The sequence below is a fragment of the Novosphingobium barchaimii LL02 genome (genome assembly GCF_001046635.1).
Taxonomy (GTDB): Bacteria; Pseudomonadota; Alphaproteobacteria; order Sphingomonadales; family Sphingomonadaceae; genus Novosphingobium; species Novosphingobium barchaimii.
On the sequence record NZ_KQ130459.1, the window covers coordinates 50,219 to 72,374 of the forward strand.

A 22,156-nucleotide genomic window follows, 5' to 3' on the forward strand; every position below is an offset into this window, starting at 1 on the left:
CGGCGACCGGGGCGTCTTTCCTTTTTTTCGAATTCCGGGCGTTCCAGCCCGGTCCCATGGACTGCCGTGCGATGCGGCCGGCCATGGGACGGAAAAAGCCCCGAGAGGATAGCGAAAGGGGCCGTAGGCTGCGGGTAGTCCGCAGGGTACGGCGTACGGAGAAGTCGATGATCGGTATCGTCAAAGTTGCCCTCAACCGCCCGCTGACGTTTATCGTCATGGCCATCCTGATCGGCATTGGCGGCATCATTGCGGCGCTGAAGTCGCCGGTCGACATCTTCCCCGAGATCAAGGTCCCGGTCATCGCGGTCGCCTGGCAATATGCCGGTCTCCCGCCCCAGGATATGACCGACCGTATGGTCACACCGTTCGAACGCGTGCTGACGACTACCGTCAACGACATCGAACATATCGAAAGCCAGTCCTATCAGGGCTTCGGCATCGTCAAGATCTACTTCCAGCCGAACGTCGACATCCGCACCGCGACGGCGCAGGTCACATCGATCTCGCAGACGATCCTGCGGCAGCTTCCGCCGGGGTCGACACCGCCGCTCATCATCAATTATTCGGCTTCCACTGTGCCGATCCTGCAGCTTGCAATGTCAGGCAAGGGCCTGTCGGAACAGCAGCTGTTCGACATTGGGCAAAACCAGATCCGGCCTAAGCTGGTTACCGTGCCGGGCCTTGCCATGCCGTTCCCCTCGGGCGGCAAGCAGCGTCAGGTTCAGATCGACCTCAACCCGCAGGCACTGCAGGCGCGGGGGCTTTCAGCTCAGGATGTCGGCAATGCCATCGCCGCGCAGAACCAGATCAATCCCGCCGGTTTCGTGAAGATCGGCGCGACCCAGTACAGCGTAAGGCTCAACAACGCGCCGGATTCGATCGACGCGCTCAACGAACTGCCCGTCAAGGTCGTCAACGGCGCAACCATCTACATGCGCGACGTTGCTTATGTCCGCGATGGCAGCGCCCAGCAGCAGAACGTCGTCCATGTCGATGGCGGGCGCTCGGTCCTTCTCACCGTGTTCAAGAACGGCGCGGCCTCGACGCTGGCGGTGGTCAACGGGGTGAAGGACGCGCTGCCCAAGATCCAGGATACGCTGCCCGCCTCGCTCAAGATTCTGACGGTGGGCGACCAGTCGCTGTTCGTGAAAGCGGCGGTCAGCGGCGTGATCCACGAAGGTGCGATCGCAGCGGCGCTGACCTCGCTGATGATCCTGCTGTTCCTGGGTTCCTGGCGTTCTACCGTCATCATCGCGCTGTCGATCCCGCTGGCGGTGCTGGCCGCCATCGCTGCGCTGGCGGTGTTCGGGCAGACGCTGAACGCGATGACGCTGGGCGGTCTCGCCCTCGCGGTCGGCATCCTGGTCGACGATGCGACGGTGACGATCGAGAACATCAACTGGCACCTGGAACAGGGCAAGGGAGTGATCGAATCGATCCTCGACGGCGCCGCGCAGATTGTGACGCCGGCCTTCGTATCGCTGCTGTGCATCTGCATCGTCTTCGTGCCGATGTTCTTCCTGCCGGGCGTTGCCGGATATCTCTTCGTGCCGATGGCGCTTTCGGTGGTCTTCGCGATGATCGCCTCGTTCATCCTGTCGCGAACGCTGGTGCCGACCATGGCGATGTACCTTCTGAAGCCGCATCAGCCGCATGGCGAGAACAGTCATAACTCCGGCGAGCCGGGGTCGCGCAACGTCTTCGTGCGGTTCCAGCGCGGCTTCGAGGTCCGTTTCGAGAAGCTGCGTTCGGGCTACATCGGGATGTTGCACCGTGCGCTCAATGCACGCCGGGGCTTCATGATCGGCTTCATGGCGGTAGTGGTGCTGTCCTTCGGGCTGTTGCCGTTCCTGGGGAGCAACTTCTTCCCCACCGTCGATTCCGGCCAGATCGCGATGCACGTGCGCCTGCCTTCGGGCACGCGCATCGAAAGCTCCGCCGCCCGCTTCGAGGAAGTGACGCAGGCGGTGCACGGCATCATTCCCGCCGACCAACTGGCATCGATCACCGATAACATCGGTCTGCCGGTCAGCTCGATCAACACGATCTACAACAACAGCGGCACCATCGGGCCTCAGGACGGCGACGTCCTGATAACGCTCAAGGAAGGCCACGAACCTACCGAGAGGTATGTGGAAAAACTGCGCGCGCAGTTGCCGCGACGGTTTCCTAGCGTGACGTTCTCATTCCTGCCGGCCGACATCACCAGCCAGATCCTCAACTTCGGTTCGCCATCGCCGATCGACGTGCAGATCGCGGGCAGGGACGTCGCGGCATCGCGCGCCTATGCGCACAAGCTGATGGTGAAGCTGGCGAAGATCCCCGGTCTTGCCGACCTTCGCATTCAGCAGCCTTCGCATGCGCCGCAGCTTCAGGTCGATGTCGACCGCTCACGCATCGGGCAGTATGGCTTGAGCGAAAAGGATGTGACGACCAGCCTCGCCAGTTCGCTCGCCGGTACGTCGCAGACCGCGCCGGTGTTCTTCGTGAACCCGGACAACGGCGTGTCCTACCCCGTCGTGGCGCAGGCGCCTGAATATCAGGTCGGCTCGATGAACGCGCTGTCGGACATCCCGGTTTCAGGGGCTGTCGGCATCCCGACGCAGCCCCTGGGCGCGCTTGCCTCGCTTTCGCGTTCCAGCACGGCGCCGATCTCGTCGCACTACAACATCCAGCCGGTGATCGACATCTATGGCACCCCGCAGGGCCGGGACCTTGGCGGCGTGGCGGCTGACGTTCAGAAGGCCATCCAGTCGCTCAAGGCCGAGGAACCCAAGGGCTCCACTGTTACGATCCGCGGCCAGTACCAGACGATGAACACGGCCTTCTCCGGCCTCGGCTTCGGGCTGCTGGGCGCGATCTTCCTGATCTACCTGCTGATCGTCGTGAACTTCCAGAGCTGGGTCGATCCTTTCGTGATCATCACCGCGCTGCCCGCCGCGCTGGCCGGGATCGTGTGGATGCTGTTCGCCACCGGCACCACGCTATCGGTGCCGGCGCTGACAGGCGCGATCATGTGCATGGGCGTGGCCACGGCCAACTCGATCCTCGTCGTCAACTTCGCGCGGGAGAAACTGGCGGAGCTTGGCGATGCGCGCGAGGCGGCGATCCAGGCCGGCCTCGTCCGTTTCCGCCCGGTGCTGATGACCGCGCTAGCCATGATCATCGGCATGGCACCTATGGCCTTTGGTCTGGGCGAGGGGGGCGAACAGAACGCGCCGCTCGGCCGGGCCGTGATCGGCGGCCTCATCTGTGCAACGATCGCTACCTTGTTCTTCGTCCCTGTCGTGTTCAGCTTCGTCCATCGCCGCCGTGCGAACGGCGGCGGGCAGACCTCTCCCGTGGAAATGCAGCCCAGCCATGCTTGAACCTGAAACTTCGCAAAACACCGGACCCGACAGCCGCACGCTGAAGCGCGTGGGGATTGGCGCTGCCGTCGTCGCCGTCGCACTGGTCGGGTTCGGCATCGCCACCCGGATCAACGCCACCAGCGATCTGGAGCAGGTGGCCGCCGGCGCGGCAGTGCCGACCGTCACGGTCGTCTCGCCGACTACGGCAGAGGGCGGGGAAGGGCTGGTCCTTCCGGGCACCATCCAGGCTTATAACAGTGCCGCGATCAACGCGCGCACCAACGGCTATGTCCGCCGCTGGCTGGCCGATATCGGCGACCATGTGCAGGCAGGCGAAACCCTTGCCATCCTCGACGCACCAGAGATCGACCAGCGCCTTGCGCAGGCCAAGGCGGATTACCAGACCACAGTGGCCAACCAGAAGCTTGCCGCATCCACCGCGCGCCGCTGGCAGGCGATGCTCGCGCAGGATGCCGTTTCGCAGCAGGAAGTCGATGAGAAGGTCGGCGATCTTGCGGCCAAGACCGCAGTCGCCAACGCCTCGCTCGCCAGCGTGCGCGAATTGAACGCATTGCGCGGCTTCACCCGCCTGTCGGCGCCCTTCAGCGGCGTAGTCACTAGCCGTTCGGCGCAGGTCGGCGCGCTGGTGGTGGCGGGCAATGCGGCGTCGCAGCCGCTGTTCACGGTTTCTGACGTACACCGCATGCGCATCTATGTCCGCGTGCCTCAGGTCTATTCGTCGCAGGTGCGCGCAGGGATGCAGGCCAAGCTGACCCTGCCGGAATTTCCGGGGCGGGAATTCACCGCCAGCCTGACGCGCAGCGCCAATTCTGTCGATGCCCAGTCCGGCGCCATGCTGGTCGAACTTCAGGCCGACAACGGCGAGGGTGCGCTGAAGCCGGGCGCCTACGCCCACGTCAAATTCCCCATCGACGGGGCAGGGGCGGGGCTTCGCCTGCCCGGCAGCGCGGTGCTTCCGGCCGAGGACGGCCCCAGCGTCGCGCTTGTCGGCAAGGATGGGCGCGTAACCCTGCGCCGCGTCACCATCGCGAGGGACGAAGGCAAGACGGTGCTCGTCTCGGTGGGGGTAAAGCCGGGTGACAAGGTGATCGATTCCCCGCCGGACTCGATCCAGACCGGCGACAAGGTACAGATCGCCGCGCCCGAGAAGGGGGCCGACAAGGGGGCCAAGCCCAATGGTTAAGTCGATCGCCGGGATTCCGGCGGCGGCCATGATGTCGCTGGTGCTGGGCGCCTGCTCGATGGCGCCCGACTACAAGCCGCCGGTCACCACCCCGCCCGCGCAGTTCAAGGAAGTGGCCGGCTGGACCGGCGCCGCTCCCGGCGACGATGCCAGGCGCGGGGACTGGTGGAGCGCCTTCGACGACCCGGTTTTGGCCGATCTGGAACAGCGCGCCGCCGCTGCCAGTCCCACGCTGGCCGCCGCGCTTGCCCGCTACGACGCCTCGCGCGCGGCTGCGCGGGTGAACGAGGCTGATCTTCTGCCCTCCGCCGGGATCAGCGGCGATGCCTCGCGTGAGCGGCGTTCCGCGAACCGCCCGCTGACGACCGGCTCGGCCGCTCGGTACAACGACTATGTCGTGGGTGGCTCGATCGCTTACGAGTTGGACCTGTGGGGCCGCATTCGCAACCAGGTGAAGGCATCGAAGGCCGAGGCGCAGGCGAGCAGGGCCGACCTGGCATCGGCGCAGCTGAGCCTTCAGGCATCTGTCGCGGATGCCTATTTCCGGCTGCGTGGTCTCGATGCGGAGGCGCGGTTGCTGGACCGTTCCGTTGACGCCTTTGCCCGCGCCTATGACCTGACATCCAAACGCCGCAGCGGCGGCATCGCCTCTGGCATCGACGTCAATCGTGCTCGGACCGTGCTGGGCAATGCCCGCGCGCAGGTCGCCACTGTCGCCAACCAGCGCGCCGCGACCGAGCACGAGATCGCTGCACTTGTCGGCGAACTTGCCAGCCAGTTCTCGCTGGCTGCCGCCGTTGGCCCGCTCGATCCGCCGAAGCCGCCCATCGCGACGCCGTCCGAATTGCTGCAGCGCCGTCCCGACATCGCCGCTGCCGAGCGCCGGGTCTTCGCTGCCAATGCGCGTATCGGCGTAGCCCGCGCCGCCTTCTTCCCCTCGTTGACACTGGGCGCGAACGGCGGTTGGGAGACGACCGGCGGAAGCCTGCTGACTACGCCGAACACGTTCTGGGCCCTCGGGCCGCTGTCCAGCCTGCTCACCGTGTTCGACGGAGGCAAGCGCGCTGCGCAGGTCAAGATTTCGCGAGCCGAGTACGAAGAAGTCGCCGCCGACTACCGGGGTACTGTGCTGACGGCCTTCCGTCAGGTCGAGGATTCGATTGCAGCCATCCGCAACCTCTCGGACGCTTCGGTTGCGCAGAAGGACGCGGCACAAGCAGCGCAGCGCACCAGCGACATCGCCATGTCGCGCTACCGTGACGGCGCTTCGGGCTATCTCGATGTGGTGACCGCGCAAACTGACGCCCTCGACGCGCAGAGGGCCTACATCTCGGTGCAGACGCAAAGGATGCAGGCCAGTATCGAACTGGTGCGCGCCACGGGCGGCGGCGTGGCCGATGTTCCGGTGGCGAGCGCGCAGTAAACCGCCCTTCAGTTCAGCCGCAGCTCTCCCTGCCTTCGGTCGTCGTTGCCGGACAAGGCGGGGAGAGGGGCGCCCGGGGAACGTCCCATCAGGCAACATGCTCGCCCGACCAACGCATAGACGACATGGCGGCCGGCGCCTCGGTTGCGGTGATCCACCCGAAAGCCCTGGTAATGACGGCGGATCAGCCCGGCGTGGACCAGTTCGGAAACCGCACGGCTGAGGTTGGTCTTGCCGGATTTGCGGATGCGTTCGTGGACTTCCGCGGCGATCGCAGCTTCTGCCGCTTCGGGTTCGCTAGGGACTTTGCCCAGCGCCAGCAGTTCCGCGCGCACCTTTTGCGGCAGCATCAGTCGCTTGGCATCGCGACCACCCATGGGCGTCAGTGCGTCGCATAGCCAGTCGCGTAGCAGGGTAGAGCGTCCGCCAAGCATCACGAAAGGTCCCGCGCTCCCATCCGGCCGGGCGATCTCGGCGATCAGGCTCAGTACCATGAAGGCATAGCGCGGGCGGGTGCTGGCACGAGCGACCCGGTCCAGCAGCTGGGCCATGTCGCTGGCCTGGCCGCGGTGCGGGAGAGGGGGCGGTTCAAGGAACATAGCAAGGCAAAATAGAGCACATAAACGGAATCGTGAGAATCCCCTTTCCGGGCGGCCTTTCGCTTTGTCAGCCATGACACTTTACCGTCCGGTAAAGTGTCACAGGCGAGATTCTTCCGGCGGCGAGTCTTGTCAGCATCGATTCTTGTAAGCCCGCCATCATAGTGGTTCGGCCATTGGTCAGTGGAGGCTTCGAATCTACTGCGGATGTCCAGTCGAGGCGGTTCGACTATCGTGATTTGCACGGGCGTTTTTTAATATGCGCTGATCCGGCATTCTTTGAGCCGGCTATAATACAGACACGGCAAGCCGAGAAACCTGCCTATTCCGGCGCTTCGGCAAAGTGTCGCTACCGCCATTTCTTCCAGTTCATTGAATTTCGAATCGGTGACAGATCGCCACGGCGAACGGCAAAACGGCGATTAATCGCCACGAAGATGTTGCCTGGTGCCGCTTCATTCGCCGCGCTGCCCCCCGTATGCTCCAATCGTCGATTGCAAGTCTGCAGATGGGTTCAATTGGCCGGACAGGTGCGGGCGAGATGGCCCGGCAAGTGCACCATACGTTCGGCCTTGCGCGAAATCCGTGGTCTCAGCATCGCCGATGACTTGGCTTCAGGGCCTCGTCGCGGCGGCGCTTCGACCAAAACGATAAGACCAATGAATAGGGAGAGATGTTATGAGGCTATTTTCGTCTGTACTGCTGTGTTCGGCCAGCTTGGCGGGTCTTTCAGCGCCGGCGATGGCGCAGGGCACCGCACCCGCTGCAGAAGAAGGCGCCGTTTCAGGCGACGTGATCATCGTTCAGGCCCGCCGCCGCGACGAAGCAGTGCAGGACGTTCCCGCCGTTATCGACACCGTAACTGCGGACGACGTGGCCAAGCTCAACTTCCGTGACTTCAAGGAAGTTGCGTCCATCGTTCCCGGCCTGCAACTGACCACCGAAGCGAACGGCACCGGCGGCAACGCGCGTCTGCGCGGCGTCAACTTTGACATTACCGCCAGCGGCAGTAACCCGACGGTCGAATTCTACTTCAACGATGCCCCGATCACCGCCGGCGCCATACTTCAGCAGATGTACGACATCGGCCAGATTGAAGTGCAGCGCGGACCCCAGGGGACGCTGCGTGGACGCGCCGCACCTTCGGGGTCGATCACCATCGGCGCCAAGAAGCCCGATCTCTATGAACTCGGTGGTTTCACCGACATGACCGCCAACGACATCGGCACGGTCAACTTCAAAGGCGGCCTCAACCTGCCCGTGATCGAAGGCGTGGCAGCGATCCGCGTCGCCGGTGTGTGGGACGAAAACGAAGGCGACCGCGTGCGCCCGATCACCGCAGGCCGCGATCCCTTCTCGCGGACCAAAAGCGGGCGCGTTTCGGCGCTGGTCCAGCCAACCGACTGGCTGAAGCTGGAGGGCCTCTACCAGTACATGGACCGCAGGGCGTTCACTTACGATCAGGTCGCCTCGTTCAGCGAAGCCAACCCTGACGCGGCTGCCAGCCCCGTCTACGTCAGCACCGCCGACCGGCGTTCGATCCAGGAAACCGCACGGGAAATCCATCAGGTCTATGAAATCTTCAACTGGCGCGCCGAGGCTTCGGCGATGGGCCAGGTGCTGATATATCAGGGTCAGCACAATACCCAGAAAATCAGCGCACCAGAGAATCAGGACTTCGGCAACTTCTTCCCTGGCGACGTTGAACAATTAACTTATTCGCATCCAGCCTGGACTTCGCATGAAATCCGGTTGCAGAACGATGCGCGTATCGCCGACATCTTCGACTACGTGGTGGGTTACTTCAACTACAAGACCAGCCAGCCGACCGAACTGACCCGCCCGACTATCATCGGTTTTCCGACGAGCGCTAATACAGGGCAGATCGCAACGGTGTTACAGACGGCAGTGGGCCGCGTCGGGGACAGCCGCGAAAAGTCGTTCTTCGGCAACCTGACCGCTCACATCGGCGCGAGCACCGAAATCTCCGGCGGTGTGCGGCGGATCTCCTACCAGTCCGAAAACGCGCTCTACGTGAACGGCGCGCTGACCGACACGCAGGGGCAGGATGCGAAGAAGTGGATTTATTCGGCTTCGGTGAAGCAAAACTTCACGCCGGACTTCATGATCTATGCCAGCACCGGCAGTTCGTGGCGTCCGGGCATTAACGTCGTGGGCGACTTCAGCCAGCGGCAGTCTGCACTGGAGAGCAGCTTCATCAATCTGCCGGCGGAAACGTCGAAGTCCTACGAGGTCGGCTTCAAGAGCACGATGATGGGCGGACGCCTGCGCGCGAACGCGACAGCCTACCATCAAAAGTTCACGAACTACCCCTACCGTGTCGGCGGACGCGGGATCTACTTTGTGGACTACACCAATCCGGCGAACCCGGTCGTCTCGCAGTTCAACTTCGTCGGCGCGGTGCCGGTCGAGGTGAACGGCATCGAGGGTGACGTTTCCTTCGATGTCGTGCGCGGCCTCAGCGTAAGCGCAGTCGCCAGCTATTCAATGGGAAAGATCAAGGGCGGAGTGATCCCGTGCAACGACCTAAACCGCGATGGCATTCCCGATGCGACAACTAATGCGCCAACGCTGGGGCAGTTGCAGGCGGCTACCGATGCCAACAACCTTGCAGCCTGCGCGGTCTCGCAGCGGTCGGGCTTCCAGTCGCCGTTCAGTGCCTCGCTTACCAGCGAGTATAACTTCGCGATCAGCAATCATGCGAATGCCTACTTACGCGGACTGCTGAACTTCGCGGGCACATCGCGGGTCGATCCGAACAACGTCTACGACGATATCGGATCGTACGGGCTGGTGAACCTTTACGCGGGCATCCGCGATTCGAAGGGCGCATGGGAGGTCTCGCTGTTTGCAAAGAACCTTTTCGACACCACCAAGACGCTGAGCCGCAGCGACCCGCTGTTCACGTCCTACCGCAACGCCGCAGGGGGGTTTGCGGCGACGACCTATACCAGCACCTACACGGCGGTCACCAGTACCGCCCCGCGCGAATTCGGTATCAACGTGCGTTACGCATTCGGCTCGCGCTGAGGTTTTCGCCCGTTATCGGGAAGGGTGACCCCGTTCCCGATAACGGGCGATGGAGAGACGCGATGGAGGCGATGGTACAACAAATGGTCGATCGTGAGGCGATCCGCACTTGCGTCGCCCGGTTGGCGCGCGGTGAAGACCGGCGCAGCGCCGACCTGATCCGCGCTTGCTGGTGGCCCGGGGCGCGTTTCGACTACGGCGTCCATAGCGGTGATTTCGACACTTATCTCGCCTGGGTGGTACCGGGGGCCGACGCGATCAAGGACACGCAGCACTTGCTGGGCCAGACCCACATCGAGCTTGATGGCGATGCGGCAAAGGCGGAGACGCATGTGTTCTCCTACCACCGCATCGACATGGGCGAGAAGGGCGAGCGCGATACCTGCATCGGCGGGCGCTATCTCGATCGCTTCGAGAAGCGCGCCAATGAAACGGGCGATGGCGAATGGCGGATCGCGCATCGGGTAATGCTCTACGACTGGGAGCAGGATTGGGGCCAGGCAGCGGACTGGTCGAAGGGGGTGATGGGCTATCCTTTCACCGCCGGCCATTTCTCCGGCCGCGCCAAGGGCGATTTCAGCGAAAACTGGTTTGCGGGAGACGGGAAATGAGCGGGCCACTGACAGGCAAGGTGGCGCTCGTCACCGGGGCGAGCCGGGGTATCGGCAAGGGTATTGCGCTGGTCCTCGCGGAGCAGGGCGCCACCGTTTACATCACGGGACGCACCGTGCGCGAGGGCGACTATTACTTGCCTGGCACCGTGGGCGGCACCGCTGCCGAGTGCGACGAGCGCGGTAAGGTGAGTGGCGGCAGGGGCGTTGCCGTCGCCTGCGATCATAACGACGACGTGGCGGTGGAAGCGCTGTTTGCGCGCATCGCCTCGGAATCCGGGCGGCTTGATATTCTCGTCAACAATGCCTTCACGATTTCGGAGGATTTGCTGGAGCCCAAGGGGTTCTGGGAAAAGCCGCTTTCCAACCTCGAAATGTGGGATGTCGGGGTGAAGTCCAACTACGTGGCGGCTTGGCACGCGGCGAAGATCATGGTGCCGCAAGGGTCCGGGCTGATCGTCGCGATCTCCGGCTTTGCGGCGGTGACTTATACTTACAGCGTGATTTTCGGCACGTCGAAGTCGGCAGCAGACCGCATGGCGCGGGACATGGCCATCGAACTGGAGCCGCACGGCGTCGCCTCGCTCACCCTGTGGCAGGGCCTCACGCTGACCGAGAAGGCGCAGGACAATCTCGCGCGGATGGGCGATCGGATGACCAAGACCATCACTTCTATGCAGGGCAGCACTGTCGAACATCCCGGCCGGGTGATCGCCGCGCTGGCGGCCGATCCGGCGGTGATGAAGCGCTCGGGTGGGGAGTTCGTCACAGCCGAACTGGCGCAGGAATATGGCATCACCGATGTCGACGGCAGCGTGATTGCCTCTGCGCGGGCCAGGCGTGGCTCGCCGATCTGGCAGCCGATCAGCGAGATCGATTATCGTGGCAAGTAATCGCGAGACGCGCATCGACGCACTGCTCGACAAGCAGGACATCGCCGAGTGCCTTGCCCGCTTCTCGCGCGGGATGGACCGCTTCGACCGCGATATCTACCTCTCGGCGTTCTGGGACGATGCCGAAATGGCCGCCGGACCCTTTGTGGGCAGCGCGGCGGATTGTTGGGACTGGGCGGTGCCGATGCATGAGGCCGGGCAGATCGTCACGCACCATGCGCTGCTGCAGACGACCATCGATCTCGACAGCGATTTTGCGCATTCGGAAACCTACTACCAGTTCGTGGGCCGCAATCGTGACGAAAGTCTGTGGATCGCCGGCGGGCGTTACATTGATCGGCTGGAGCGGCGCGGCGGAGAATGGAAGATCGCGCTGCGCACCAACGTAATCGAGTGGGGCTGTCTGCCGCCGCCCATGCCGATCCCTTTTGCCGATGTGCCTGACATTGCGGTGAACGGCGTGTCCTCGCGCAGCAAGGAAGACCCGTCGTATCAAAGGCCGCTGGTCAACCGCCGCGCGGTGCAGTGTGCGTAGCCCTACCAGTCGGCCGCCGCTGAAGGCCCGGAAAGATCGCTCCATTCCTCGAAATGCGGCGCCAGTTCATCCGGCAATTCTTTCTCGAACGCCGCGCCCATCGGATAGTGCGGCATTGCCTGCGCCACCGCGTCCAGCAGAGCCAGCCCCTGCAGGCGGTCCTTCGGGCGTTTGAGCGGATTGCGTTTGTCCTGCGCCGCCATCCATAGCTTGTGCAGCGCGAACCACCGCGGGTCCGGTGCGACGATGCGCGCGGGCGAGCCGTCGCGGCAACCGATCACATGATCCACCGGGCGGCCCAGCAGCAGCCATTCCTGCTCCGGCAGCGGCACCGGGCGCGGCTGGTCGCGCCCGCCCAGCGTTGCCGCGCGAGAGGGCGCGACCAGAAGCTCCACCTCATAGGCCCGTGCATTGCGAGCCTGGAAATCGCGCTCGATGTTGACGGTGAAGGTAGGGTCGACTGCTTTTAGCATTTCCCACACGCGCTTTTCTTCATCCTGCGTCTGCGCGACCCAGGCCAGATCGAAGTCCTCCGTCTCGTCGGGCAGGTCGATGCGGCTGTTGGCCTCGGCCATGTACGCGGCGATGGCATTGGTGCCCACCACAAGCAGGTGCGAGCCGAGCAGCACCCGCCGGTCGCATTCGCGCAGGATGGGCCCGGCGTCCGAGGACAGCAGCGGCAGCCGCAGCGCCCGGTACAGCGCCGCGCTTTCCGCGAGCGCCGGGCGCAGGCCCTTGATCCGTTCCTTCAGCGCTTCCTTTTCGGCACGGTAGGAAAGAAATTGTGCTTCCAGTTCCGGCGTCATCGCGCCGAGACTGCGGCCATTGCCGCCCCGGTCGAAGATGCGGTACAGGTATTCACGTTGGCCTACCGTCTTGCGCCGCAGGTCGTAGGGTAGGGCGGCCAATGCGCGCTCTGCGTCAATCCAGACCTCGTAGCGCTGGCGCAGGTTCACCAGCAGGCGCGATTGTTCATCGCTGAAGGGGCGGATGCGGGTCATGGGAAGTTTATCCCACAAATCACATCATCCGTAAATATGTGGGATAATCACCCTGACGCGGTGCCCGCCAGCAGAGGTTGAAGCCGCCGCCTCAGCAGCGCCACCAGAAGGCTGACCTTGGGAGAAAGGTGCTTGAGACGCGGATAGACGGCCCATATCGGCTCGTCGTCGGGGCAGTCGGGCGCGAGCACTTCCTCCAGTCGTCCCGCTGCGATGAGAGCGGCGGCGTAGAAGGCGGGCAACTGACAGATGCCCATTGCGTCCAGCGCGGCTTCCAGGACCATGGTCCCGTTGTTGCAGCGCCAGCGCCCTTCGGGGCGAAATGTCTCGCCGCGTTGGAAATGCCATGTCGGCGCGGAGCCGACGAGGCAGTCGTGGTCCTTGAGGTCGGCGATGCGCTGCGGAATGCCCCGCGCGGCCAGGTATGCCGGTGCCGCCACCGTCACCATCGCGCGCGAGGCGACGCGGGTGACGACGAGGCGTGAATCCTCCAGATGCCCGGTACGGATGGCCACGTCGTACCCATCGCGGATCAGGTCCACCACATCGTTGTCGAGGTCGCAGGCGATCGACAATTCGGGGTGCTGGGCCGCATATTCGCGCAGGATCGGACCGATGAAACGCTCTCCCAACGTGTAGGAGCAGGTGATGCGCAAATTACCGCGCGGGCTCCCCTGCGCGGCAACAGCGGCGATGGCATCCTCGCGCTCGGAGATCAGGCGGCTGCCGGTCTCGTAGAAGATGCGCCCCGCTTCCGTCAGGCCCAGCGAGCGGGTGGTGCGGTGGAACAACTGGCTGCCCAGCTTTGCCTCAAGCCGGCTGACGGCGCGGCTCATGTGAGTGACAGAGGCGCCGAAGCTGCGGGCGGCGGCGGTGAAACTGCCGGCGCGCGCCACCGTCACGAATTCCTCGATGCCGTCCCAGGCGCCAATCATTCATTTTTTCCACTCGGTTATAATGCTTTTCCCAAGAACCCCATTAACGACAATCCTGCAAGGCGCTAGAAGGCACCGCATAGACAGGAGACTGCACAGATGAAGACCCGCGCCGCCGTTGCCTTCGAAGCGAAAAAGCCGCTCGAGATCGTCGAAGTGGACCTCGAAGGTCCGCGCGAAGGCGAAGTCCTGGTCGAGATCATGGCGACCGGCATCTGCCATACCGACGCCTATACCCTTGATGGTCTGGACAGCGAGGGCATCTTCCCCTCAATACTCGGCCACGAAGGTGCAGGCATCGTGCGCGAAGTGGGCGCGGGCGTCACCAGCGTGGTGCCGGACGATCACGTAATCCCGCTTTACACGCCGGAATGCCGCCAGTGTAAGTCGTGCCTCTCGGGCAAGACCAACCTGTGCACCGCGATCCGGGCAACGCAGGGCAAGGGCCTGATGCCGGACGGCACCAGCCGTTTCAGCTACAAGGGCCAGCAGATTTTCCATTACATGGGCTGCTCGACCTTCTCGAACTTCATCGTGCTGCCGGAAATCGCCCTCGCCAAGATCCGCACCGACGCCCCGTTCCAGACCTCGTGCTACATCGGCTGCGGCGTGACCACGGGCGTTGGCGCGGTAGTGAACACCGCCAAGGTGCAGGTCGGCGACAATGTCGTGGTCTTCGGGCTGGGCGGCATCGGCCTCAACGTGATCCAGGGCGCGAAGATGGCGGGCGCGGGCCTGATCGTCGGCGTCGACCTCAACCCAGACCGTGAAGAGTGGGGCCGCCGTTTCGGCATGGACGCCTTCATCAACGGCAAAGGCAAGAGCCGCGAAGAAGTCATCGCCGAGGTTCTGGCCCTGACCGACGGCGGTGCGGACTATACCTTCGACTGCACCGGCAACACCGAAGTCATGCGCACCGCGCTCGAAGCCTGCCATCGCGGCTGGGGCACCTCGATCGTGATCGGCGTGGCCGAGGCGGGCAAGGAAATTGCCACGCGCCCGTTCCAGCTCGTTACGGGACGCAACTGGCGCGGCAGCGCGTTCGGCGGCGCCAAGGGCCGCACCGACGTGCCCAAGATCGTCGACTGGTACATGAACGGAAAGATCCAGATCGACCCAATGATCACCCATGTCCTCAGCCTGGACGAGATCAACAAGGGCTTCGACCTAATGCATGCGGGCGAGAGCATCCGTTCGGTCGTCGTCTTCTGATGGATACCATTTCCACCAACCGCAGCCACGGCGGCACTCAAGGCGTCTATAGCCATCGGAGCGCCGAGACGGGGACGCAGATGACTTTCTCCGTCTTCGTGCCGGATCATGCGCCCGGCGCGAAGCTGCCGGTGGTGTGGTTTCTTTCAGGGCTCACCTGCACCCATGCCAACGTCACCGAAAAGGGTGAATTTCGTGCTGCTTGCGCGCAGCACGGCGTAATCTTCGTCGCGCCGGATACGAGCCCGCGCGGCGATGACGTGCCGGACGACGAAGCATACGACTTCGGCAAAGGCGCGGGTTTCTACGTCGACGCTACGCAGCAGCCCTGGGCGGCGAACTTCCGCATGCGCGCTTATATCGAGAAGGAACTGCCCGCGCTGGTCGCGGCGCAGTTCCCGGCCGATATGGCAAGGCAGGGGATCACCGGCCACTCGATGGGCGGGCACGGCGCGTTGACGATCGCACTACGCAATCCCGGCGTCTTCCGCTCGGTCAGCGCGTTCTCGCCGATCGTTTCGCCGCTCAATTGCCCTTGGGGCGACAAGGCGTTGACCGGCTACATCGGCGCGGATCGCACGGTCTGGCGCGAGTACGACGCCTGTGCGCTGATCGAGGACGGCGCCCGCCTGCCGGACCTGCTCGTCGATCAGGGCACCGCGGATGGCTTCCTAGAAGGCCAGCTCAAGACGCAGATTCTGGCGGACGCCTGCGAGAAGGTTGGCCAGCCGGCGACCATTCGCATGCAGGAGGGCTACGACCATTCCTATTACTTCATTTCCACGTTCATGGCGGATCACATCGCCTGGCACTCCGAGCGCCTCAAGGACTGACTGCGTCAGGCAACGCAGAAGCGGCATGACGCAAAGCGTCCAGCGTCTGAAAGCCGGTCCGATACGTAATTTTGCACAAAAGATCGCACCCGATCCGATTGGATCGGCGTATGTGCCGGCCCAGGAATAGGCGGGGGCGGATAGGGGAAAACTAAGCAAAACTGACGGCTATATCGTCCGACGACTGCCCTTTGCTGACGAAACCCCACGCCATCCCGCGTTTGCAATGCCACTTTCCGGGCCGCCAACCGCGATAGGGCCGGAGTGGCTTCAATTGGACGTGATCGCCGCCTGCGCATCCGTAATCTGAATGAAAGGGGGCATTTTCGCCGCCATCGACGGATTGAGGGTCAGGCGGGCAGCCACGTATCATGAGGGCAACTTCGGACAAAAGGGATCGAACGGCAGGCGCAGGCAGACGCGATGCGTTTCGCCGCGCGCTGTTGGGCATGGGGGCCCTGCTGGTGCTGACGGGCGCGAATGCCTTCGCGCAGGGTAATCCTCCTGCAATCAGCCAGTCGCCCACGATCGACCGTGACCGCCTCGACCGCGCCGGCCCGGCCATTCCACGGACGGCTCCTGAGATACAACTGCCATCGGCTCCCGCCCGCGTCGAAGCGGCGACCACAGTGCAGGTCGCCCTCAGTCAAGTCCGCTACGAAGGCGCGACCCTGTCGACTGAAACTCTGGACCAGGCGACGCGGCCCTTCGTCGGATCGCCGCTCGACCGGGACATGCTCCAGAAGATCGCGAATGCGATCAGCGGTGCCTATGCCAAGAGCGATATCGCATTCTATGCAGTTAGCATTCCGGCGCAGTCGGCAGCTGGCGGTGTGCTGGTGGTGCACGTGATCGAAGGGCGTATCGTCGAATACAAGCTGGCCAGCGAGTCCAGGAGCACACCCAAGCGTCTCATCGACGCGCAGGTCAAGCGGTTGATGCGCGAAACGCCAACCCACAAATCGACGATCGAACGCACGCTGTCACTGCTGCGCGACATTCCTGGCCAGACGGTGCAGGCGAACCTTCGCACCACGACGACGCCGGGTGAACTTGCGCTCGATCTAGACGTGAAGCGCAAGCAAGTGGACGTGACGCTGAACCTCAACAATCGCGGTGTCGTCAACGTCACCTCCGGCGCGCAGGCGCAGCTTGCGCTCTCGCTTAACGGGTTGCTGCGCGAAGGCGATACAACGCAGCTGTCGGGCTATATTCCGTTTCAGCCGAGCCGCTACCAGTTCTATTCCGCGAGCCATGCCACTCCGATCGGTTCCAACGGAACCACGGTTGGGCTGAGCGGCGCCTATGTTCGTACACGCACTCGCGACCTTGGCATCAAGGGCGAAGCCAAGCAGATGGGCATTGTCGTCGCCCATCCGCTGATCCGCTCCTACAAGCGCAACCTGACGCTGACGGCCTCTTTCGACGGGACCAACAGCAGCAATTACTACCTCGATACGGCCTTTGGCGGGTTCCGTACCCGTGCGCTGCGGTTGGGGGCCAATTGGTCCTCGATAGGCGATACGAGCGGCTACGGCGTTTCGCTCAGCCTAAGCCAGGGCTTCAATGCCTTCGGCGCGCGCGAGATCGAGGGCTATTCGAAACCCTCCTACCGCAAGGCCAATCTGCAGACCACGTTCGTCAAACAGCTAAGCTCTTCCATTACCGCGAAGGCAACGGTCAGGGGGCAGTATAGCAGTGATCGCCTGCCTACGACGGAGCGGGTCGTCCTGGGCGGCGAAGGTGCGGGCCTTGCGTTTCGCGATGGATTTCTGACGGCCGATAAAGCCGCGACAGGCGGCGCGGAACTTTCCTGGCGGATGATAGGAGGAAAAACCGACCCGCGCGGATTGACCGTTTTTGCTTATGCGGATGGCGCCTTGGCGCATTCTCATGCGCGCCCGCTGTATAACCTGCCTGGCCGCAACTACTCCTTGGCATCGGCAGGCGGAGGAGTGCGAATCACTCCAATAAGGGGGTGGACTGGATCTGCACAAATAGCAATTCCTGTCAAGAAACCATTTGCAGGAATTAGCGAAAAGCCGCGCTTTTTCTTCAGCGTGTCGCGCACGCTCTGATCACCCGTTTTGCGTACACGCAAAACCTTGCCGGGTGAAAAACAGGAAATCACCATGCAAAACATTTGGGAAGTCTGGTCCGACGCATTGACCGAGGCTGAGTGTGACGCGATTGCCGCGCGCGCTGAACACTACGCACCTGCGGAAGCCACGATAGGTTTTTCTGACGCGCTGCGTAGCGACAAGGGCTATCGCACCTCCACCATTCGCTGGCTCGACACTTCGCGTGAGAAGGACATTGTCGGACGCATCATGGATTTCGTTCGCTGTTCTAATCGCACCAACTTCGGTGTTGATGTGGAGGCGCCGTTTGAGCTTCAGTACACAGAATATCGCGCGACGAACAAAGGGCATTACGACTGGCATCAGGATGTCTGGCTGGAATCGCCGCGCCCTTATGCCCGCAAGCTTTCGGTCGTAGTTCAACTCTCCTCACCGGATGAGTACAAGGGCGGTGGGTTCGAGTTCTTCGGCATCCAGAACCCTGGCGCGACATTCTTAGGGCGCGGCAGTCTGCTGATCTTCCCATCTTTCCTGCAGCACCGAGTCTTACCAGTCACTGACGGTCTGCGGCGTAGCCTGGTGACGTGGATCGAGGGTCCGAACTGGCGCTGAGGCGGCAACTCTCCTGTCATCCGCCCACTTTCAATCGTTGTCGGACCGGTGCGGCCTTGGTTGGCCGCGATCGCAGCATTGGGGCGTTTACTTCCACCCGGCGCGGTTATCTATTTGGATCTAGGGCGCAGGCGCACTCCCGATACCCTTTGTGTCGAATGGGGCTGCTAGGTCTGGTCGTCACATTAGGCGAAACGAGGTGGTCGGGCCTTCCCATCTTCGCTTGGCGATCGCCGGATCGGTGGCGTTGCCTTAGACAATGCTGTTTGTGCTCCGCCTGCCAGGAGGCGAGGACGTAATGTTTGTTGCAGCTCTGTCGGTGTGAGTGCCTGCATCGAACATGCCCGCCATGCCCTTTGTCACTGTACTTGCCGGAGCCTTGGTCGCGATCTCGCTCAATCTGGTGAACCGCCTGGTCTGCTTCATTCGCGCGGAAACAGTTCCTTGCAGCGCGGCGATTGTCGTAGGCGCGCTTTGCGTCCTGATCGCACGCTTCAATGGCCTCGGAGCGGCGGCCTGCACATTCATCATCTGCTGACGCGGGTGTGCGCCGAGTTGCGGATTGCACCCGCATCGGGCGGAACCGTTGAGGGGGTAGGAAGCAGGGCGTCTGCACCCGCAGTTCTCATGCAGTATAGCCGAAAAAACCTTGCAGAACGGTCGGAAAATAACGGAAATCCGACAGTTTGATACGCAAATTCGGTGGTTGCGATAGCGTCATTCATAGCGTCGATTTGATGCAAGTTCGGCTGGTCAGGCGGGATTAGCAGCGTCACCCTCAAGGCAATTCAGAGGCGGTCTACAGCCTCGGCGCATCAGTGGAGTAAGTGAACTTGCGGCAGACCCTGTCCGTTTCGACAGCCCGGCTTTCGGTAGGCATCATTGCGTCGCTGGGAGCGCTTTGCGGCCCTGCGGCGCTCGCTCAGACCTATGGACCTGATGCGACCACGCCGGGAGAGGCCGCTGTTGCCGGAGCGCTCGACAAGGTCGCCAGCCCAGCAACCAGCCCTTATGCAACGATGCTTGGCGCAATCGACGCGCTGCCCGATCCTGCCGCTCGCGCTGATGCGCTGGGCCAGTTGAGCCCCCGTAACTACCGCCTTATGCCGCGACTTTCGATCCAGTCCATGGATGCGACAGACCGCGACATCCGTGGCTACCTGCAACAGCGCCGCGAGATGGCGCTGGATGCGTCCGCCAATGTTCCGGTGAGCGGCGATCGGACCATCTCCGTCATGGGTAGCTATGGTCTGCGTCAGGGCAAGTACAAGGCGCGGGTTGACCGCCCGGCTGCCAATTCCGACAGTCGCTCGGTGCGTGTGGGTTTCGATGTTATGCCCGTTGCCGGCCTAATTATGGGTGCCTCAATCGGCATCGATGGTCTGGACACTGCACTTGATCGCAGCCAGAGGCCGCGCAGTACGATGTTCAATGCGGGCATCACGCCTTACGCCAGCTATACCAACGGCCGCTTCTACGTCGACGCCACCGCCGGATATACGCGCAGCTGGTATCAGCTGCGCCGGCAGGTTTCCTATAATGGTTTCAACGACCAGCTGCAGGCCGGAGCGAATGGCGATAACGCCGCCGCTTCGGTCGAGGCTGGCGGCATCCTGCAGCTCGGCGTCCTTCGGGCGCAACCTTTCGCCGGGCTACAATACCGCTATGCAGACCTTGGCGGCATAGTGGAAAGCGGCGGCGCGGCATCGCTGGCCGTCGCTAAATTCAAGTCCGAAACCGTGAGGAGTAGCCTGGGCATGCGTGTGTCCACGGCGCTGCAAAAGGGAAGCTGGACGCTACGGCCCAGTGTCGAAGGGCAATGGCAGCGTGAACTGCGATCAAGGCCGGAAAGCCGGATCGAGGCTGTGTTCGTCAATGGTGGAACCCCGATTTTCACTTTGCCGTCCTGGCGTTACGATCGCGACACAGCTGTCGTGGGCGCCAGCCTGACTGCAGTACATGGGGAACGCACTGCCGTTCGTTTCTCGTATTCGGGCGAGTTCGCCAATGATCGGCATGTCCACGGGTTCGCGTTTACCGCTAGCCGCCGGTTCTGATCGGAACCTTCGGCGAGCATTCCGTCGCGCGAAACGGCGGGATCAATGGGTTGATAGAGCCGATCCGAACATAGTCGGCGCGGCGCTATGATTCAGCTTCCGCTATGTATTCTCGCAAGAAACACGGAAGTAGGGGCGCGCAATGGGTGGTTTTGTACGGGATATTCTCACCACGCTTTCCTACGAGCCTGACCCGGCCGAGACGTCGCGTGTCGAGGGTGCCGAACTTTCACGGCTGGACCAAAGACTTGCGGGTTTCGTTCAGGGAAATGGCAGGCGAACGGCGATTTCCATCCGGCCTGGGGATTGCAGCGTTTGGGATGGTAATCCGCGCGATGTGCCGGGGCTTTCTGCAGATAGTTGCCGTTCCCTGATCGAATCTATCGCGCAGGAAGACGGCAATCGTATCCCTGTATTGGTACGCAACAATCCGCCCGGATCGGAACTTCCTTACGAACTGCTCGTCGGTAGTCGCAGGCGTTTTTCCGTCAACTGGCTCAATCACAACGGCCGGCCGGAAATTCGCCTCAACGCGATGGTCGTGGACCTAAGCGACGAAGAGGCGTTCCGGCTTGCGGATATTGAGAACCGCGAACGCCAGGACATTACCGAACTTGACCGTGCACGCAGCTACCAAGGGGCGGTTGATCGCTTCTACGGCGGGGTGCAGTCGCGCATGGCTGAGGCTCTCAATCTGTCCAACAGCCAGCTCAGCCGCTTGTTGTCGCTGGCGCAGATGCCGGACGAGGTGGTCGATGCTTTCGCCACCCGTGAGGAGCTGCGCGTGCGTCATTCCGAAGTGCTGACTCCGCTGCTGCGTCGGTCCGAACAGCGTGAGCGCCTGCTCGTCGCTGCGCGTGGCGTTGGGCAGGAGCAGCAGCGCCTTGCTGCCGCTGGAGATCGGATGATCCCGGCCGCTACCGTTCTTACCCGTCTGAAACAGGCAGCGATGGAAGGCGGCGCGGCGCGCGCACAGGATATGCAGGTCATGATGGGCGATGACCGCGTGGGCCGGATCAAGCCGGGCCGTGACGGTCTGACCGTTGAACTGGCGATCGCGGGGGATGCCGACCTCGACCGTATTCTTGCAGCCCTGCGCACCGCGATTCTCGACAGCCGCGCCCGGCTCACCGAGGAAAAGCGCGATTCGGCGCTTGACTGACCACAACCTACCAGGCGCTCCAAAGGACGCGACCCGGCGATAAATCACTTTCATTTCGGCTCTATCATCCGGCCCGTGCGCAAGTCTCCACTTGCTCGCGGGCCGGTTCGGTTTTCGGCTTTCTTCTACCTTAAATGGGGTGTTTGCGCGCGGTCTGGCGTTTTTGACGACCCATTTCCCGATTGAAATCCATGCTTTTCGGAGTCTCTGATGGAGACATCTCGTAGTTGGGCATCGCGTTACCGTAGCGGCTTCTTCTGAGCGCGATCTCGCCTCCTGACTGTGCCTAACCATCAACGCACTGGGCAGTTCATGGAGGACAACACAATGCCGCGTAGTAAACCGCGCCAGACGACAAGGCACATCCTGCTTTGCGCGACGGCTATTCCGCTTCTTCTTCTGGGCGCCTGCGCCGATGGCGTTGGCTTCCGCGTCGGCGCCGGCGGCGGCGGCACGCCGTCGGGACCGTCTGGTCCGACCGATCCGGCGGGTCCGTCGGGTCCCAGCGGCCCGAGTGGGCCCACTGGTCCGACTGACCCTTCTGGCCCTAGCGGTCCTTCCGGTCCTTCCGGTCCCAGCGGTCCGACCGGCCCA

Annotated in this window: 17 protein-coding genes; 14 read left to right on the forward strand and 3 right to left on the reverse strand. The window is 62.9% G+C overall.

The annotated features are described in order from the left end of the window. The first annotated feature begins 167 nt into the window (after positions 1-167). The 3 genes from V474_RS21930 to V474_RS21940 are packed head-to-tail and all read left to right on the forward strand — an operon-like array spanning position 168 to position 5,980. Positions 168-3,371, forward strand: coding sequence for an efflux RND transporter permease subunit (locus V474_RS21930; protein ID WP_059153357.1), 3,204 nt, complete (start codon positions 168-170; stop codon positions 3,369-3,371). Further along, positions 3,364-4,557, forward strand: coding sequence for an efflux RND transporter periplasmic adaptor subunit (locus V474_RS21935; RefSeq protein WP_059153358.1), 1,194 nt, complete (start codon positions 3,364-3,366; stop codon positions 4,555-4,557). The genes V474_RS21930 and V474_RS21935 overlap by 8 nt, the downstream gene beginning before the upstream one ends. After that, a complete protein-coding gene (locus V474_RS21940; protein ID WP_059153359.1) occupies positions 4,550-5,980 on the forward strand; it encodes an efflux transporter outer membrane subunit in 1,431 nt (476 codons plus the stop codon). The genes V474_RS21935 and V474_RS21940 overlap by 8 nt, the downstream gene beginning before the upstream one ends. Before the next feature lie 8 nt (positions 5,981-5,988). On the opposite strand, the gene V474_RS21945 is transcribed toward V474_RS21940, so the two are convergent. Continuing rightward, positions 5,989-6,531, reverse strand: coding sequence for a hypothetical protein (locus V474_RS21945; RefSeq protein ID WP_059153429.1), 543 nt, complete (start codon positions 6,529-6,531; stop codon positions 5,989-5,991). A gap of 726 nt (positions 6,532-7,257) precedes the next feature. Between V474_RS21945 and V474_RS21950 the strand changes: the two genes are divergently transcribed. The 4 genes from V474_RS21950 (at position 7,258) to V474_RS21965 (ending at position 11,669) form a co-directional block, all read left to right on the forward strand. Further along, complete coding sequence (locus V474_RS21950; RefSeq protein WP_059153360.1) at positions 7,258-9,630, forward strand: TonB-dependent receptor; 2,373 nt, start codon at positions 7,258-7,260, stop codon at positions 9,628-9,630. Between the two features lie 62 nt (positions 9,631-9,692). Further along, positions 9,693-10,241 (forward strand): nuclear transport factor 2 family protein, encoded by a 549-nt coding sequence (locus V474_RS21955; protein WP_059153361.1) that lies wholly within the window; start codon positions 9,693-9,695, stop codon positions 10,239-10,241. Beyond that, entirely contained in the window at positions 10,238-11,134 is an 897-nt protein-coding gene (locus V474_RS21960; protein ID WP_059153362.1) for an SDR family NAD(P)-dependent oxidoreductase, read from the forward strand. Before V474_RS21955 ends, V474_RS21960 begins: the two co-directional genes overlap by 4 nt. Beyond that, on the forward strand, positions 11,124-11,669 hold the full coding sequence (locus V474_RS21965; RefSeq protein ID WP_059153363.1) for a nuclear transport factor 2 family protein: 546 nt from the start codon (positions 11,124-11,126) through the stop codon (positions 11,667-11,669). Before V474_RS21960 ends, V474_RS21965 begins: the two co-directional genes overlap by 11 nt. Before the next feature lie 2 nt (positions 11,670-11,671). Here the strand turns inward: V474_RS21965 and V474_RS21970 are convergent, their stop codons facing one another. Continuing rightward, positions 11,672-12,670 carry a GSU2403 family nucleotidyltransferase fold protein gene (locus V474_RS21970; RefSeq protein WP_059153364.1) on the reverse strand — a complete coding sequence of 333 codons (999 nt, stop codon included), beginning with the start codon at positions 12,668-12,670 and terminating at the stop codon, positions 11,672-11,674. Between the two features lie 47 nt (positions 12,671-12,717). Next, positions 12,718-13,605, reverse strand: a complete 888-nt coding sequence (locus V474_RS21975; RefSeq protein ID WP_059153365.1) for a LysR family transcriptional regulator — start codon at positions 13,603-13,605, stop codon at positions 12,718-12,720. A 99-nt stretch (positions 13,606-13,704) separates the two neighbouring features. Here V474_RS21975 and V474_RS21980 point away from each other — a divergent pair, with 99 nt between their 5' ends. From V474_RS21980 to V474_RS22010, 7 genes are all read left to right on the forward strand, one after another. Then, entirely contained in the window at positions 13,705-14,817 is a 1,113-nt protein-coding gene (locus tag V474_RS21980) for an S-(hydroxymethyl)glutathione dehydrogenase/class III alcohol dehydrogenase (protein ID WP_059153366.1), read from the forward strand. Then, positions 14,817-15,650: an S-formylglutathione hydrolase gene (gene fghA / locus V474_RS21985; RefSeq protein ID WP_059153367.1), complete on the forward strand. Its 834-nt coding sequence runs from the start codon at positions 14,817-14,819 to the stop codon at positions 15,648-15,650. The genes V474_RS21980 and fghA overlap by 1 nt, the downstream gene beginning before the upstream one ends. Positions 15,651-16,099: 449 nt before the next feature. After that, positions 16,100-17,728 carry a ShlB/FhaC/HecB family hemolysin secretion/activation protein gene (locus tag V474_RS21990; RefSeq protein ID WP_059153368.1) on the forward strand — a complete coding sequence of 543 codons (1,629 nt, stop codon included), beginning with the start codon at positions 16,100-16,102 and terminating at the stop codon, positions 17,726-17,728. 54 nt (positions 17,729-17,782) lie between these two features. Next, a complete protein-coding gene (locus V474_RS21995) occupies positions 17,783-18,343 on the forward strand; it encodes a 2OG-Fe(II) oxygenase (protein ID WP_059153369.1) in 561 nt (186 codons plus the stop codon). A gap of 349 nt (positions 18,344-18,692) precedes the next feature. Next, on the forward strand, positions 18,693-18,881 hold the full coding sequence (locus V474_RS22000) for a hypothetical protein (RefSeq protein ID WP_059153370.1): 189 nt from the start codon (positions 18,693-18,695) through the stop codon (positions 18,879-18,881). Between the two features lie 295 nt (positions 18,882-19,176). After that, positions 19,177-20,400, forward strand: coding sequence for an autotransporter outer membrane beta-barrel domain-containing protein (locus V474_RS22005; RefSeq protein ID WP_236711388.1), 1,224 nt, complete (start codon positions 19,177-19,179; stop codon positions 20,398-20,400). A gap of 142 nt (positions 20,401-20,542) precedes the next feature. Further along, positions 20,543-21,562, forward strand: coding sequence for a ParB/RepB/Spo0J family partition protein (locus V474_RS22010; RefSeq protein WP_059153371.1), 1,020 nt, complete (start codon positions 20,543-20,545; stop codon positions 21,560-21,562). The last annotated feature ends 594 nt before the right edge of the window (positions 21,563-22,156 follow it).